This is a genomic window from Agromyces cerinus subsp. cerinus (assembly GCF_900142065.1).
GTDB lineage: Bacteria > Actinomycetota > Actinomycetes > Actinomycetales > Microbacteriaceae > Agromyces > Agromyces cerinus.
The window spans coordinates 426324-442394 of record NZ_FSRJ01000003.1; the positions used below are offsets into that span (position 1 = coordinate 426324).

Sequence of the window (16071 nt, forward strand, 5' to 3'; positions counted from 1 at the left end):
CGCCGGCGATGCACTGAGAGCGGATGCCGCAGGCCCCCAAGCGGCATCCGCTCTCCTCTTCGAAGGAGCGAGATGTCGACGATGATCGCAACCGGCGGCCAGCCCTCCGAGCGCCCCGCCGAACAGGCCGTCGTGCGCCCGGAGCGCCGGCCCACCGCTCGCACCGTGCTCATGTGTCGCCCCGAGCACTTCACGGTCGTCTACCGCATCAACCCCTGGATGAATCCGGCCGATCCGACCGACACGGGCCTCGCGCTCGCGCAGTGGCAGGTGCTGCACGACACGTTCATCGGCCTCGGCTACGACGTGCACCTCATCGACCCCATCTCGGGCCTGCCCGACATGGTCTACGCCGCGAACGGCGGCTTCGTGATCGACGGCATCGCGTACGGCGCGAAGTTCACCTACCCCGAACGCCAGCCCGAGGGCCCGGCCTACATGGAGTGGTTCCGCGAAGCGGGGTTCGACGTGCGCGAGCCGGTGGAGATCAACGAGGGCGAGGGCGACTTCCTGCTCGTCGGCGACGCGATCCTCGCGGGCACCGGGTTCCGCAGCGACTCGCGCTCGCACGAGGAGCTTGCCGCCGTCTTCGGCCGCGAGGTCGTGACGCTGCGCCTCGTGAACCCGAGCTTCTACCACCTCGACACCGCGGTCGCCGTGCTCGACCCGACCCCCGGCCAGGAGCACATCGCCTACCTGCCGAGCGCGTTCGACGAGGCATCCGTCGCCCTGCTGCAGGTGCGCTTCCCCGACGCGATCATCGTGAACGAGACGGATGCCGCGGTGCTCGGCCTCAACTCGTTCAGTGACGGCTTCAACGTGGTCATCGCTTCGCGGGCGACCGACTTCGAACGACAACTCCGTGAACACGGATACCACCCGATCGGCGTCGACCTCTCCGAGCTGCTGCTCGGCGGGGGCGGCGTCAAGTGCTGCACCCTGGAGCTGCGCCGATGAACACCTCGACCCTTCGACAAGCTCAGGGCACAGGTCAAGCTCAGGGCACAGGCGAGGCGACCGTTGCGGCGATCGCCCTCGAAGACGAGCACGCCGCCCACAACTACCACCCGCTGCCGGTCGTCGTCGCCTCGGGCGAGGGCGCCTGGGTGACGGATGTCGAGGGGCGGCGCTACCTCGACTGCCTCGCCGCCTACTCGGCCGTGAACTTCGGCCACGGCAACCCGCGTCTCGTCGAGGCCGCCCGCGAGCAGCTCGGCCGCATCACGCTCACGAGCCGCGCGTTCCACAACGACCGGCTCGGCTCGTTCGTCACCGAACTCGCCGCGCTCTGCGGCAAAGACGTGGTGCTGCCCATGAACACGGGCGCCGAGGCCGTCGAGTCGGCAATCAAGGTGGCGCGCGCCTGGGGGTACCGGGTGAAGGGCGTCGCGGCCGATTCCGCGAACATCGTCGTGATGGCCGGAAACTTCCATGGCCGCACGACCACGATCATCTCGTTCAGCGACGACCCCGATGCCCGTGACGACTTCGGGCCGTACACGCCGGGCTTCCGCACCGTGCCGTACGGCGACGCCGATGCGGTCGCCGCCGCGATCGACGAGAACACCGTCGCGGTGCTCGTCGAGCCGATCCAGGGGGAGGCCGGCATCGTCGTGCCGCCGGCCGACTTCCTGCCGGCCCTGCGGGCGCTCTGCACCGAGCGCCGCGTGCTGCTCGTCGCCGACGAGATCCAGTCGGGGCTCGGCCGGGTGGGGGCCACGTTCGCGTGCGACCTCGTCGGCGTCGTACCCGACCTCTACCTGCTCGGCAAGGCGCTCGGCGGCGGCATCGTGCCGGTCTCGGCGGTCGTCGGCGACCGCGAGGTGCTCGGGGTGCTCCGCCCCGGCGAGCATGGATCGACCTTCGGGGGCAATCCGCTCGCGGCATCCGTGGGTCTCGAAGTCGTGCGCATGCTCGCGAGCGGTCAGCCGCAGGAGCGTGCGCGCGAGCTCGGCGAGCACCTGCAGTCGCGTCTGCGCTCGCTCGTCGGCCGCGGCGTCGTGGAGGTGCGGGGAGCCGGCCTCTGGGCCGGCATCGACATCGACCCCGCGCTCGCGACCGGTCGCGAGGCCTGCGAGGCGCTCATGCGCCGCGGGGTGCTCGCGAAGGACACGCACGGCTCGACGATCCGCCTGGCACCGCCGATCGTCGTCGAGCGGGACGACCTCGACTGGGCGGTCGACCAGCTCGCCGAGGTGCTCGAGGAGTTCGCAGCACGGTCGTGAACGATTTCACCGTCCGGCCCGTGCGGTGGGAGTGTGGTCTCGACATCGATCGACCGGCTCCGGAGGTGCGCTCATCACCCGCTTGCGACTCGTTCGCCATGGCCAGACGGACTGGAATGCGCAGGGCCTCATCCAGGGCCGACAGGACATCCCGCTCAACGACGTCGGGCGGGAGCAGGCGTCGGAGGCGGCGGGGCGGCTCGTCGGCCTCCGGTACTCGGCCGTCGTGAGCAGCCCGTTGTCCCGAGCCGCCGAGACGGCGCGCATCATCGCCGCCGAGCTCGGCCTCGCGAGCGTCGAGTTCGAGGCGGACCTCGTCGAACAGGAGCTCGGCGCGGCGGAGGGCACGCCCTGGGCGGAGCTGGCGGAGGCCTTTCCCGGCGGGGCGATTCCCGGCATCGAGCCGCACGCGCGCCTGATCGAGCGTGCCGCTGCTGCGCTGGAGCGCATCGGGCGCCTCCACGATCCCGGGAACGTGGTCGTCGTGAGCCACGGCGCCCTGATCAACGCGATCACCGCCCACGCCGCTCGAACTCGGGATCAGCGCCCGGGCCCTGTGGCCAACGGATCCATCAGCGAGATCGAGGTGCTCGACGGCCGCATCGAGCTCGTGCCCGAGTTGATCGCCGGATCGAGCTGACGCGTGCGGTTCGCTCGTGCCGGACTCCGTTCGCGATGGCTCAACGACCGGTGACGCGGATCGCCCCGTTCGAGGTGGCGAGGTCGAGCGTGAACTCGCCGTCGGAGTCCTCGTCGATGTCGACGTCGACCGAGCCGTTCGACGTGTCGGTCGTGACGCGGTAGCCCGCGCCGCCGGTCGGCACGGCCAGGTCGATCGCGCCGTTGGAGGTGCGCGCGTCGACGTCCTGAGGAGCGTCGAGCCGCAGCTCGATCGCGCCGTTCGAGGTCGACGCCCGCACGCCGGTGCCGGCGAGGCCCAGACCCTCGATGCGCCCGTTGCTCGTCTCGACCTCGACCGCGCCGGCCACGTCGTCGAGTTCGATGCCGCCGTTGTTCGTCGAGACGTCGACCTCGCCCACCTTCGTGAGCTCGATCGCGCCGTTCGAGGTGGCCCCGCGCACGTCGACGCCGGTCGGCAGTGCGATCGAGTAGTCGACCGTGCAATTGTGGCCGCAGCCGCTGAGCACGAGCACGCCGCCGTCGACCTCGAACGTCGACCCGACCTCGCGGTCCCCGTGGTACGAGACCGTGCGCGAGACCTCGACCTCCGTGGCGTCGTCGTCGCCGCGCACGGTGACGCTGCCCGCGGGCTGGTCGATCTCGATCGTGTGCACCTGGTCGTCGAGGGTGGCATCGTCGCTGAACCGCTCGGGCGGCGTGAGCAGGCCGCATCCGCTCAGGAGCAATGCCGCCGCCGCAGTGACGGCGCCGATCGCGATCGTGCGTGCTGTGCGAGTCATGATTCCCCCTCGGGCGTTTCTCGCGCCCCGTCTGCGACCCTAACGAGGTCGGTGCCGCGCCCGCACGGGGGCATGCCCCCGGTTCGGCACCGGGCCCGCGGCCCTACTTCGCGAGGAAGGCGAGCAGCGCCGCGTTGACCTCTGCGCCGTGGGTCCAGAGCAGGCCGTGCGGCGCGCCCTCGATCTCGACGTAGTCGGCGCCCGGGAGGCGCTTGGTGAACTCGCGTGCCGTCGCATCGATCGGCAGGATCCGATCGGCGGTGCCGTGGACGATGAGCGCCGGCACGTCGATCTTCTCGATGTCGGCACGGAAATCGGTGAGCCACGTCTCGACCACGGCCGATGAGGCGAACCACGAGGCGCCCGCCGCGACGTTCCAGCTGCCGCGGACCGCGGCCTCGCTGATACGCGAGCCGAGCGTCTCGTCGAGGTTGTAGAAGTTCTGGAAGAAGTCGTCGAACCACTGGTAGCGGTCGCCCGTGGCCGCCTGCTCGATGCCGTCGAACACCTCGCGCGGCACGCCGGTCGGGTTGTCGTCGGTCTGCAGCAGGAAGGGCTCGAGCGAGGCGAGGAACGCGGCCTTCGCGATGCGCCCGCTGCCGTACGTGCCGAGGTAGCGGCCCAGCTCGCCGGTGCCCATCGAGAACCCGACGAGCACGACATCGCGCAGGTCGAGGGTCTCGAGCACGGCGTTCAGGTCGGCGGCGAAGGTGTCGTAGTCGTACCCCGTCGTCGGCCTGCTCGAGCGGCCGAAGCCGCGGCGGTCGTAGGTGATGACGCGGTGGCCCGCGTCGAGGATCACGCGCGACTGCTTCTCCCACGAGTCGCCGTCGAGCGGATAGCCGTGGATCAGCACGACCGGCTGGCCCGCGCCATGATCCTCGTAGTGGAGCTCGACGGGTGCCGAGTTCTCGGTTCCGACGGTGATGAACGGCATGTTGCCTCCGATTCGGCTGGCGGATGTCGCGGTGCGCCCGCTTGCTCAGTCCACCACCGCCGATCGGGCGCTGCAAGCGGTTCCGCTAGGGTTAACCTCCATGGGCAGTGTCACCGAGCCGGTCTCGGAGCCGAGCGAAATCAAGCGCGACCGAGGGTTCTTCGGTCAGCCGCGGTCGCTCGCCAACATCTTCGGCGTCGAGATGTGGGAGCGGTTCAGCTTCTACGGCATGCAGGGGATCCTGCTGATCTACCTGTACTACTCGGTGGCCGAGGGCGGCCTCGGCATGGAGGAGACCGCAGCCGCCGGCATCGTCGGCGCCTACGGCGGCGGGGTCTACCTCTCGACGATCCTCGGAGCCTGGCTCGCCGACCGCGTGCTCGGCAGCGAGAAGGTGCTCTTCTTCAGCGCCATCGTCATCATGGCCGGCCACATCGCGCTCGCGCTGCTTCCCGGGTTCTTCGGCGTCGGGGTCGGCCTGGTCCTCGTGGCCTTCGGCTCGGGCGGGCTCAAGGCGAACGCGACGAGCGTCGTCGGCACGCTCTACTCCGAGCACGACCCGCGCCGTGACGCGGGCTTCTCGATCTTCTACCTCGGCATCAACCTCGGCGCCTTCTTCGGCCCGATCCTCACCGGCCTGCTGGCGTCGACGCTCGGCTTCCACTGGGGCTTCGCGCTCGCCGCGGTGGGCATGGCGATCGGTCTCACCCAGTACTCGTTCGGGCGCAAGCGCCTTCCGGCCGAGGCATCCGTCGTGCCGAACCCGCTGCCCCGCGACCGCCTCGGCCTCGTGATCGGCATCGCCGTGGCGGCCGTGGCGGCCGTCGTCGTGCTCGTCATGACCGGCCTCATCACCGCGACGAACCTCGTCACGTGGGTCATCGCCTCCGTGATCGTGGCCGCCGTGTCGTACTTCGCGGTGATCCTCTCGAGCAAGCGCATCACGACCGTCGAGCGCAGCCGCGTGTTCGGCTTCATCCCGCTGTTCGTGGCGAGCGTCGCCTTCTGGTCGCTGTACCAGCAGCAGTTCACGGTGCTCACGATCTACTCCGACAAGCAGCTGAACCGCGATCTCTTCGGCTGGGAGATGCCCGTCTCGTGGGTGCAGTCGATCAACCCGATCTTCATCATCATCCTGTCGGGCGTCTTCGCGGCGATCTGGACCAAACTCGGCGACCGCCAGCCCTCGACGCCGATCAAGTTCGCGCTCGGCACGGCGATCATGGGTGTCGCGTTCCTGCTCTTCATCCCGTTCGCCGGCGGTGCGCCGAACTCGACGCCGCTGCTCGCGATCATCGGCATCCTGTTCATCTTCACCGTGGCCGAGCTGCTGCTCTCGCCGGTCGGGCTCTCGGTGACGACGAAGCTCGCACCGAAGGTGTTCCACACGCAGATGGTGGCCCTGTTCTTCCTGTCGGTCTCGCTCGGCACGGCCATCTCGGGCCAGCTCGCGACGTTCTACTCGGCCGACAACGAGGTGGTCTACTTCGGCGTGCTCGGCGGCATCGCGATCGTGCTCGGCATCGCGCTCGCGGTGGGCAGCCGCGGCGTGCTGAAGCTCATGGCCGGCGTGCGCTGAGCACCCGCGCCACTGTCGGCCGCTGACACGAGCGCGAGCCGCGGGCGACTACGATTCGAATGATGACCCGAGCCCTGGTGGTGATACCCACCTACAACGAGCGCGAGAACATCGCTGCGATCGTCTCCCGTGTGCGCACCGCCGTGCCCGCGGCAAGCGTGCTCGTCGTCGACGACTCCTCGCCCGACGGCACCGGCGTGCTCGCCGACGAGATGGCGGCGACGGATGCCTCGGTGCGGGTGCTGCACCGCACCGAGAAGAACGGCCTCGGGGCCGCGTACCTCGACGCGTTCGCCTGGGCGCTCGCCGAGGGGTTCGACCCGATCGTGCAGATGGACGCCGACGGATCGCACCAGCCGGAGCAGCTCGGGCGGTTGCTCGACGCGTTGGCGGGTGACGCTGCCGACGCCGATGCGGGCGACGCCGGCCGCCCGGTCGACCTCGTCATCGGCTCGCGCTGGATCGACGGCGGCTCGATCGAGAACTGGCCGCGCCGCCGCCAGTGGCTCTCGCGCGGCGGCAGCGCCTACGCGCGCTGGGTGCTGCGCCTGCCGACGCGGGACGCGACCGCCGGCTACCGGGCGTTCCGGGCGGATGCCCTGCGACGCATCCGCCTCGACGACGTGCACACCCGCGGCTACGGGTTCCAGGTGGACATGCTCTGGCACGCGCGTGAGGCCGGACTCGTCGTGGTGGAGGTGCCCGTCACCTTCGTGGAGCGCGAGCGCGGGCGCTCGAAGATGAGTGCCGGCATCGTGATCGAGGCGATGATCCGGGTGACCGGCTGGGGCCTGCGCAGCAGGTTCGGCCGTGGGCTGCCTCAGCCGGCGAGCAGCAACGGCTCGGAGACCAGGCGCTCGCGCGCCTGACGCCGGGCGCCGGCGACGGCCGCTTCACCGCCGCGTTGGGACGCCTCAACCGGACGATCCGTCGGGTACCGACGACGAACGGTCGGGCGTCGGCGCGGTCGTTCCGAGAGGGTGGAGATCCACCTGAAGGAGCGACATGTCCACGAACACCGCGAGCACCAGCGCCATCTCGCACTCGCCCGTCGACGCGGCACCGGCCGCGGATGCCCCGGGCCCCCGCAAGGCCGCATGGGCCGGCGTCGTCTCCCTCGGCCTCGGCATCTTCACGCTCGTGGCGAGCGAGTTCCTGCCGGCGAGCCTGCTCTCGCCGATCGCAGCCGACCTCGGCGTCACCGAGGGGGTCGCCGGACAGCTCGTGACCGCCACGAGCATCATCGGCATCGTCGGCGGCCCCCTCGTGGTGTCGGCGCTGCCGCGGGTCGACCGCCGCACGGTCATGGTGGGCCTCACCACGCTCGCCGTCATCTCGAACGTGCTCGTCGCCATCGCTCCGGTGTTCGGGCTCATGTTGGCCTCACGACTCCTGCTGGGCCTCGCGATCTCGGGATTCTGGGCCATGTCACTCGCCGTGACCTCGCAGCTCGTGCCGGCCGATCGGCTGGGCCGCGCGATGACGATCGTGAACACGGGGTTGTCGCTCGCGACCATCGCCGCGGTGCCGGCGGGCGCCGTCCTCGGTGACCTCCTCGGCTGGCGCACGGTGTTCCTCGGCGCTGCCGCGGTGGGCGTCATCGCCCTCACGGTGCAGATGGCGACGCTGCCGTCGGTGCCGCCGACCGGGGCGCCCGGCTTCGGTACCCTCGTGCGGACGGCCGCGCGGCCGGTCGTCGCGCTCGGGATCCTCTCGGTCGTGCTCATCGCGGGCGGCCATTTCGCCGGCTTCACCTACCTGCGCCCCGCCTTCGAGTCGATCGGCGAGGTCACCCCGTCGACGCTCGCGCTGCTGCTGGCGGTCTTCGGGCTCGCCTCGTTCGCAGGAAACCTGGCGGCAGGCCCGCTGGCCGATCGGCGCCTGGGCGTGCTGCTCGTCGCGGCACCGACCGCCATCGGCGCCTCGATGGTGCTGTACGCGCTGTGGGGCGCGAACCCGGTCGTCGCGGTCGCCGTGGTGAGCGTGTGGGGTGCCGGGTTCGGTGCCGTTCCGACGATGATCCAGACGTGGATGGCGCGCGTCGCCCCCGATCGGCTCGAGAGCGCGGGCGGACTCATCGTGGCCGCCTTCCAGACCGCGATCACGATCGGTGCGGCCGTCGGCGGCCTGCTCGTGGATTCGGTCGGCGTGCAGGTCGCCTTCCTCGGCGGCGGGATCTCCGCGATGCTCGGTGGCATGGTGCTCGCCACGGCGCGGCGCCGGTGACGGGAGCCCGCGCGGACGCCGCAGCTGTCACGGAGCATCCACGAGTCGAGCGGATGCTGCTAGCTTCGCAAGACGGGCCGCGGCGGTCGGCCGTGAACCCGAGGAGAATGCCCGTGCAATCCGACGCAGTGACACGTTCAGCATCCGATGCGGTCTCCGCGCCCGCGAAGGTGCTCGTGTACGGGGCCTACGGCCACACGGGCCGCTTCGTGGTCACCGAGCTGCTCCGGCGCGGACTCCTCCCGGTGCTCTCCGGCCGGAACGGGTCGGCCTTGGAGGTGATGGCCGCAGAACTCGGGTTGGATGCTCGCCGCGCGGACGTCACCGACGCCGAGGCGATCGACGAGGCGATGCGGGACGTCGCGGCCGTCGTCAACTGCGCGGGCCCGTTCGCCCACACGACGGGGCCGTTGCTGGATGCGGCGCACCGCCGGCGGATTCCCTACGTCGACGTCGCCGCCGAGATCGAGGCGAACGAGGACACCTTCACTCGCATCCGCGAGCGCGCCGGTGACGAAGGGGAGATCGTCGTCCCGGCGATGGCGTTCTTCGGCGGCCTGGGAGACCTGCTCGCGACCGCCGCGATGGGCGACTGGGCGGACGCGGACGCGGTGCACGTCGCGTACGGGCTCAGCAGCTGGCATCCCACTCCCGGGACTCGCGCCGCCGGCACTGTCTCGCGCGAACGACGCGACGGCCGACACGTCACCTTCCGCGACGGCAGGCTGCAGTACGGCGAGGACGAGTCCCAGGATACGACGTGGCCCTTTCCCGAGCCCCTCGGCGTCAGGCCGGTTCGAAGCAAGTTCTCGATGGCCGACATCGTCACGATCCCCAAGCACCTGCGGGTCCGCGACGTCGACTGCTACATGACCGTCGAAGCCGTCGCAGAACTCTCATCGGCGGCCACTCCCGCACCGGTTCCCGTCGATGACGACGGCCGATCCGAGCAGACCTTCGTCGTCGATGTCGTGGTTCGGAGGGGTGCCGAGCAGCGACGCGCATCTGCTTCCGGGCAGGACATCTACGCGATCACGGGTCCGCTCGCAGCCGAAGCGGTCGACCGCATCCTCTCGGGGCGAACGCGGACGACCGGGGTCGCGTCCGCCGGTGCGATGTTCGATCCGGCGAGCTTCCTCGACGCGCTGCACGGGGAGCTGAGCTGGACGATCGAGTCCCGCCGGCTCGCCGAACCGCCTCGATCGGACCGTTCGTAGTGCGGGTCAGGCGACGGGCTGCAGGACACTCCGTCGCCACAGGCTCGGTGCGACGCCGTTGTGGCGGCGGAACGCACGGCTGAACCCGTCCTCGCTGTCATAGCCGAGTCGATATGCGATGCCCGCCACCGCGTCGCCGTTGCGGAGCATCCGCTCGGCCTGCGCCATCCGGACCCGGGTGACGTACTTCGCAGGGGTGTCGCCGACCGTCTCGCGGAATTGCTCGGAGAACTGCGAGCGGGACGCGCGCGCGATGCGGGCGAGGGCCGTGACCGTCCACGGCGACCCGGGGCTCTCGTGGATCGCCGCGAGGGCATCGCCGACGTTCGGATCCTGCGCCGCGGCAAGCCACGCACGCGCCGTGCCGCAGCCGTGTTCGAGCCAGAAGCGCACCGCCGCCGAGATGACCACGTCGGTGAGCCCGGCCAGCACGGTGCCCGAGCCCGGCCGGGCGTCGGATGCCTCGCGGTGCATCGTGTCGAGCAGGCTCGAGAACCCGGGCTCGCTTCGACCGAACCCACGGGCGGCCAGCACTGGCGGCATCGCTCGAGTCATCGTCGGATGCGGCTCCACCAGCGCGATCGTCGCGCTGAGCAGGCGTGCGCCGGCGGAGGCGGTCAGTCGTGTCGCTCCGCCCTGCGGCAGGAGCGCGACGTCCCCGCGGTCGAGGTCGACCAGGTCGTCTCCCAGCTCGAGTTCGATGGTCCCGGAGAGCACGACGTGGAGCCGGGTCGCGTCCTGCCGGTCGTACCGGGTCGCGCCCACGGCGAGATCGTGTCGAGAGGTCTCGACCACCGACCACCTGAGGTGTTCGAGGAACCGCCCGATCGTGGCGTCGTCGTCGACCCGGACCATGGCCGGTGGCGACGACGTGATCATGCGCATGTGAGGTGCAATCGCCTCGAGGCGCCGATCATTCCCGGATGTCGGCGCGCTTGTCAGCCGGCGAGCAGCAACGGCTCGGAGACCAGGCGCTCGCGTGCCTGACGCCGGGCGCCGGCGACGGCCGCTTCACCGCCCTGCTGCGACGCCACGATCGTCGGGATCGACTCGAGGGCCCCGCCGCCGACGGTCGGCCGGTTGTCGCGGAACGCGGTCTCGATGTCGCCGATCAGCGCCGCCCAGTAGCCGCCGACGACGATGGTCGCCGGGTCGAGTGTGGGCGCCACCACCTGCAGCGAACGCCCGATCCACAGTGCCGCATCGAGCCACGACCAGCGGGCGCGATCGTCGGCCGCGTCGACCCGCACGACGAGTTCGTCGAGGGCCGCGAGACGGCCGTGCACGGCCGCGAACTCGGCGAGACCGGCCCGCTCGAGCACGATCTCGGGGGAGGCGACGGTGGCGAGGCATCCGCGCTGCCCGCAGTTGCAACGGACGCCGCCCGACACGATCGGCAGGTGCGCGAAGGTCGCCGCGAGGCCGTGGGCGCCGCGCATCGGCCGCCCTTCGATGACTGCGGCGGCGGCGATGCCCGTGTCGCCGGAGATGTAGAGGAGGTCGCGGGCGGCGGTTCCGCCCAGTTCGACGGATGCCGCGGCCGTCGCCGCGGGCACGAGCGCCATCGGCATCGGGAGTTCGGCTTCGACGTCGGTCAGGCCGGGCGTGCGCGCACGGAGTTCGCCGAGCAGGTCGATCGGCTCGACACCGAGCCGATCGTCGGTGAGCACGACCGAAGGGGTTCCGGCGACGGCCCCGTCGACGAGCACGGTGACGTCGGCGATCGCCCGCTCGGCGCGCTCGGCCCGTGCGATGGCCCGTCCCAGCACGACCGCGAGCAGCTCGAGCGGGCTGAGGTCGGCGCTCGGCTCGGCGGCCGGGGAGGCATCGGGGCGGAGCGGCGCGGTGAACCTGGCAAGTTCATCGCCACTGAGTGAGGCGATGGTGGCGACCGCGTCGTCGGGCCCGAGGTGGGCGGTGACGAGCACGTGGTCGGCCGCGGCGAGCGTCAACGGCGCGGTGCGGTGGTCGCCCGAGGCATCCGCAGCCTCTGGACGCAGCACGCCGGCGTCGAGCAGCCGGGCGGTGAGGCCCGCGATCGCGCCGCGGCCGAGGCCGGTCGCGGCGGCGAGCTCGCTCCGGGTCGCCGGCCCGTGGTCGACCAGGTGGTCGACGAGGCGCGCGGACTGCTCGCGATGCACCTCGTCGAGCGGGCCGGTGGTGGTGGGAACTGAGGTCTCGCCGGCCGTAGTCATGTGAGAAGCATGCGTGCAACGGGGCCTCCGGGTCACGTACCCCAATCGGGGGACACGACCCGAAGGCCCCGCTGCAGTGGTCGAACTAGATGTCGAGGATCGGTCGCACGCTCGCGTAGCCGTCGGCCACGACGGTCGAGGGCGTGTCGTAGACCTTCGTCTCACGGGCGGCCGCGGTGTACCGCGGCCAGCCGGGCTCGCCCGTCGTGATGAACGAGACGGCGCCGCCGTGCACCTCGTCGGCGAGCTGCTGCGGCGGGTTCGGCCCGGCGAGCTCGGTGATCTTGATCGAGTCGAGGCAGTCGAAGAAGAACGGCACGTCGATGCAGTGCTCGGCGAAGCCGAACGTGCCCGACGGCCACGAGAACCGGTACACCCAGGTGGGCGCATCGCCGCGCAGGGCGACGATCTTGATCAGGGCGGTGCGGAACATGCGGTCGGTGAGGAACCGGCCCGCGATGAACGCGGTGCCCTTGCGGGCGACCTCGGCGTTGGCCGCGAGGTAGGGCTTCAGCTCGGGCTTCGGCATGCCGAGCTTCTTCAGCATCATCCCCTTCGGGATCCAGCGGAGCTTCTTCTCGGCCTCGGCGAAGGCCATGGTGAACTCGTCGTCGGTCGCGCCGATGACGAGCGGCTTGTCGGCGCCGACTCCGGCCGCGAGCGACTCCTTCGTCGAGCGGGTCAGCAGCTCGCCGTCGATGGAGGGACCGAGGGCCAGGCCCTCCTTGATCATGCTCTCGAGCGAGTCGGGGCCGAGCTCGGTCGCCTTCTTCTGCAGCTCGAGGATGCGGTCCTCGCTGAGGCTCGAGAACCCGGCGACCGTGGGCTCGACGCCCGCCGCCGCCGCGAGCTCGCGGCCGAACTTCTCGCCGCGCGCGGGCGTGACGTCGGCGAGGGCGCCCGAGATCGCGTAGACGCCCTGGAAGAGGTGCTGCGCCGACTCCATGCCGAGCAGCGTGAGCACGGCGCCGCCGCCGGCCGACTGGCCGGCGATGGTCACGCGCGACGGGTCGCCGCCGAACGACGCGATGTTCTCCTGCACCCACTCGAGGGCGAGGAGCCAGTCGCGCACGCCGCGGTTCGACGGGGCGTCGGAGATCCATCCGAAGCCGTCGAAGCCGAGGCGGTACGAGATCGTCACGGTCACGACGCCGTCGCGGTTGAAGCGCCCGCCGTCGTACCAGAGGCTCGCGGGCGAGCCGGCGAAGAAGCCGCCGCCGTGGATCCAGACCAGCACCGGCAGCGCCGCGTCGGTCGCCGGCGCCGGAGTGAAGACGTTGACGTTCAGCGTCGACTCGCCGGGCACGCTCGGTTCGGGGATGAGCGTCACGCCGGGGTCGCCGCGCTGCGCCGTCGCGCCGAACTCCAGCGCGTCGCGCACGCCCTCCCACGGCGCCTTCGGCACCGGAGCGGCGAAGCGCAGTTCACCGACGGGGGCCTCGGCGAAGGGAATGCCGAGGAAGGCGGCCGAAGCGGATGCCTCGCCGGGCTCGCCGCGCCAGGAACCGCGAACGCGGCCCGCGGTGGTGTCGACCTCGACGAAGGTGCCGATGCTGGTCTGGGTCATGGGGTGGTGCTCCTAACGAACGCTCTTGATGGGGATGAGGGCAACGCCGGCCAGGATGACGCAGATCATCCCGAAGACGAACAGTGCGGGATAGCCGCCGAGCGATCCGATGAGGATACCGGCGATGGCGGGGCTCATGGCCTGCGGGATGTTGGTCGCGACGTTGAGGATGCCAAGGTCCTTGCCCGCGGCGCTTCCTCCTCCGGGCAGCACCTCGGTCATGAGCGCCGTGTCGCAGGCCATGTAGAGACCGAAGCCGAACCCGTTGATGAGCCCCATGATGAGCATGCCCGTGACGGTCGGCATGATGAGGGGGAAGGCGAGGCCGACGACCATGATCGCGGATGCCGCGTAGATGAAGACCTTGCGACGGCCGAGCTTGTCGCTGAGCCAGCCGCTGAACGCGATCGCGATGAGGGTCGTGACGGCGCCGGCGATGCTCAGCAGCACCGTCGTGTCGACGGCCTCCTTCTCGGAGAGGCCGATGTAGTCGGTCAGCAGGTACAGCTGGAAGGCGAAGATGACGAAGTACCCGAGGATGAACAGGAATCGTGCCGTGAACGCCCAGGCGAAGTCGGGGTGCTTGCGCGGGTTGATCCAGAAGCCGGCGAAGAACGCCTTCCAGCTCCACGGCGGCACGACGGCGTCCTTCGACGAGAAGTCGCGGTTGAGGAGCACGAACAGCAGCGACACGACGAGCACGGTGACGCCGAAGACCGTGTAGCCGACGCCGACACTGTCGGCGAACACGCCGGCGAGGATGACGCCGACGACGCCGCCGAGCATCGTGCCGATGCCCATCATCGAGGAGGCGATGCCGCGACGGTCGCGCGGGAAACGGTCGGGGACGATCGCCGTGAGCGGCCCCTGCAGTGCGTTGAGCGAGAACTGGATGACGACCCAGAAGATGCAGATCCAGGCGATCGAGGTGAGGCTGCCGAGGCCGGCGAGGAAGATCGCTCCGATCGCGGCTCCGATGATCATCCAGGGGGCGCGACGGCCGAGCTTCGAACGCGTGCGGTCGCTGAACGCCCCGACGAGGGGCTGGGCGAAGAGCACGAACACGAAGGACACGGTCGAGACGATCGCGAGGTTGGCGACCTTGGCTTCGGGGTCGATGCGGCCGACCTGCAGCGGGAGCAGGATCGAGATGAGGCCCGAGTAGGTCGCGAACAGCACGAGCGACGTGATCGCGATCGAGGGCAGCAGTCGGCGGTTCGCCGGCGGGCTCTGCGGCGGCTCGCCCGGGACGGGGCCGGTGGCGGAGATCGCGCCGGTGGGTGCGACGAGGATGGCGGGGTCGCCTGCGGCGGGGGGCTGTGTGGACAAAGATGGCTCCTCTTCGTTGAGAACTGCCGGGTGTTGGGCGCGCTCACTCGCGCGAAAACCGAATGGCGCTCGGCAATGAGTATGCGCCGATTCGTCTGAGAATTCAACCGTTGAACTCAACGTCGGACGAACGTCGGGGATCCGGGGCCGCGCGCAGGGTCAGACGCCGAGGCGGTCTGGGGCGGCGAGGAGCCGGTCGCGAGCGGCCCACGCCGCTCCGAGCAGGGCCGCGTCGGCCCCGAGTTGCCCGGCCACCACGGCGGGGATCGCGGGCGCGCCCCCACGCGACATGGCGAGCGTCGGACGATTCGAGCGGAACGCGTGCTCGATCGATGCGGTGTGCTCCGCCCAGAACCCGCCGATCACGATGGCCTCGGGATCGGTCGCCATCGAGAGCACCTGGAGCGAGCGCGCGATCCACGGGAGGGCGTCGGCCCAGGCCGCAGCTGCAGGGGTCCCTCCGGCGGTGATCTGCGACGAGAGCTCGTCGACCGCCGCGGCGAGGCCGCGCTCGGCGACGAGATCGGCGAGGCCGGCCCGCTCGAGCAGCACGTCGGGGCCGGCGACGGTCACGAGGCATCCGCGTTGACCGCAGTCGCAGAGCTCGCCGTCGGGCACGATGACGATGTGGCCGAGCGCTCCGCCCACCCCGTGGGCGCCGCCGACGAGTCGCCCGTTCGAGAGGATCGCACCGCCGATGCCCGAGTTGCTCTTGATGTAGAGCAGGTGCTCGGTGCTCGCCAGGATCGCGCGCTCCGCCACCGCGGCGAGCCAGGCGTCGGATTCGAGGTTCATCGACCCGGGAAGGGACGGGAGGCGTGAGCGCAGTCCGCCGAGCACGTCGACCTCGCCCCACCCGAGATCGGTGTCGGCCAGCACGACGGGCGGTTCGCCGCCGACCGGGGCGAAGACGACGACCGGCATCTCGACCACTCGGCGACCGAGGTCGGAGGCGGCGTCGAGCGCCTCGGCCACCACCTCGGCGAGCACGTCGAGCACGGCGTCGGGGTCGCCCATCGGGCGGCCGTGCCGTGCGGAGGCCCGGAACAGCTCGTCACCGGCGAGCGTCGTCAGCAGTGCACTGGCGGTGTCGGCGTCGACCTGCGCGACGAGCACGGCGATGTCGGATGCCGCGAGCTCGAGCCTCGCCATCGGGCGGCCCGTGCCGGTCGCCACCGGATCGGTCTCGCGCAGCACACCTGCCTCGGAGAGCGCCGCGACGAGCGCGGTCACCGCGCCGCGCGTGAGCCCGGTCGCCTCGGCGATCTCGCTGCGCGCGCTCGGGCCGGCGCGCACGAGGTGCTCGAGCACCAATGCGAGATTGTGCCGGCGCACATCGCCGGAGACGAGCGAGCGGGGCAGCCGGAGCATCCGC

Annotated in this window: 14 protein-coding genes; 7 read left to right on the top strand and 7 right to left on the bottom strand. The window is 70.9% G+C overall.

The window, feature by feature from the left end:
- Positions 1–171: 171 nt before the first annotated feature.
- From ddaH to BUR99_RS12475, 3 genes are all read left to right on the top strand, one after another.
- The gene (ddaH, locus tag BUR99_RS12465) at positions 172–957 is read left to right on the top strand and encodes a dimethylargininase (protein WP_234980864.1); all 786 of its coding nucleotides are present in this window, start codon (positions 172–174) and stop codon (positions 955–957) included.
- Complete coding sequence (gene rocD, locus BUR99_RS12470) at positions 954–2225, top strand: ornithine--oxo-acid transaminase (protein ID WP_074260677.1); 1272 nt, start codon at positions 954–956, stop codon at positions 2223–2225. The genes ddaH and rocD overlap by 4 nt, the downstream gene beginning before the upstream one ends.
- Before the next feature lie 82 nt (positions 2226–2307).
- Positions 2308–2865, top strand: a complete 558-nt coding sequence (locus tag BUR99_RS12475) for a histidine phosphatase family protein (RefSeq protein WP_159440992.1) — start codon at positions 2308–2310, stop codon at positions 2863–2865.
- A gap of 40 nt (positions 2866–2905) precedes the next feature.
- On the opposite strand, the gene BUR99_RS12480 is transcribed toward BUR99_RS12475, so the two are convergent.
- On the bottom strand, positions 2906–3646 hold the full coding sequence (locus tag BUR99_RS12480) for a DUF4097 family beta strand repeat-containing protein (protein ID WP_074260679.1): 741 nt from the start codon (positions 3644–3646) through the stop codon (positions 2906–2908).
- Positions 3647–3749: 103 nt separating this feature from the next.
- Positions 3750–4583: an alpha/beta fold hydrolase gene (locus BUR99_RS12485; protein WP_074260680.1), complete on the bottom strand. Its 834-nt coding sequence runs from the start codon at positions 4581–4583 to the stop codon at positions 3750–3752.
- Between the two features lie 100 nt (positions 4584–4683).
- On the opposite strand from BUR99_RS12485, the gene BUR99_RS12490 reads away from it, so the two are divergent.
- From BUR99_RS12490 to BUR99_RS12505, 4 genes are all read left to right on the top strand, one after another.
- Positions 4684–6162: a peptide MFS transporter gene (locus tag BUR99_RS12490; RefSeq protein ID WP_074260681.1), complete on the top strand. Its 1479-nt coding sequence runs from the start codon at positions 4684–4686 to the stop codon at positions 6160–6162.
- Between the two features lie 62 nt (positions 6163–6224).
- Entirely contained in the window at positions 6225–7031 is an 807-nt protein-coding gene (locus tag BUR99_RS12495; RefSeq protein ID WP_084184021.1) for a polyprenol monophosphomannose synthase, read from the top strand.
- Between the two features lie 136 nt (positions 7032–7167).
- Positions 7168–8388 carry an MFS transporter gene (locus tag BUR99_RS12500; protein ID WP_074260683.1) on the top strand — a complete coding sequence of 407 codons (1221 nt, stop codon included), beginning with the start codon at positions 7168–7170 and terminating at the stop codon, positions 8386–8388.
- 113 nt (positions 8389–8501) lie between these two features.
- Positions 8502–9605 carry a saccharopine dehydrogenase NADP-binding domain-containing protein gene (locus BUR99_RS12505; protein ID WP_234980842.1) on the top strand — a complete coding sequence of 368 codons (1104 nt, stop codon included), beginning with the start codon at positions 8502–8504 and terminating at the stop codon, positions 9603–9605.
- Between the two features lie 6 nt (positions 9606–9611).
- Here BUR99_RS12505 and BUR99_RS12510 read toward each other — a convergent pair whose 3' ends face one another.
- The 5 genes from BUR99_RS12510 to BUR99_RS12530 all read right to left on the bottom strand — a co-directional run bounded on the left by BUR99_RS12510 (position 9612) and on the right by BUR99_RS12530 (position 16067).
- Positions 9612–10460, bottom strand: coding sequence for an AraC family transcriptional regulator (locus BUR99_RS12510; protein ID WP_159440993.1), 849 nt, complete (start codon positions 10458–10460; stop codon positions 9612–9614).
- A gap of 83 nt (positions 10461–10543) precedes the next feature.
- On the bottom strand, positions 10544–11800 hold the full coding sequence (locus BUR99_RS12515; RefSeq protein ID WP_074260685.1) for an ROK family protein: 1257 nt from the start codon (positions 11798–11800) through the stop codon (positions 10544–10546).
- Between the two features lie 85 nt (positions 11801–11885).
- Positions 11886–13367, bottom strand: coding sequence for a carboxylesterase/lipase family protein (locus BUR99_RS12520; protein ID WP_074260686.1), 1482 nt, complete (start codon positions 13365–13367; stop codon positions 11886–11888).
- 12 nt (positions 13368–13379) lie between these two features.
- Positions 13380–14696 (bottom strand): MFS transporter, encoded by a 1317-nt coding sequence (locus tag BUR99_RS12525; RefSeq protein WP_074260687.1) that lies wholly within the window; start codon positions 14694–14696, stop codon positions 13380–13382.
- Positions 14697–14855: 159 nt separating this feature from the next.
- Entirely contained in the window at positions 14856–16067 is a 1212-nt protein-coding gene (locus tag BUR99_RS12530) for an ROK family transcriptional regulator (protein ID WP_074260688.1), read from the bottom strand.
- Between the last annotated feature and the right edge of the window lie 4 nt (positions 16068–16071).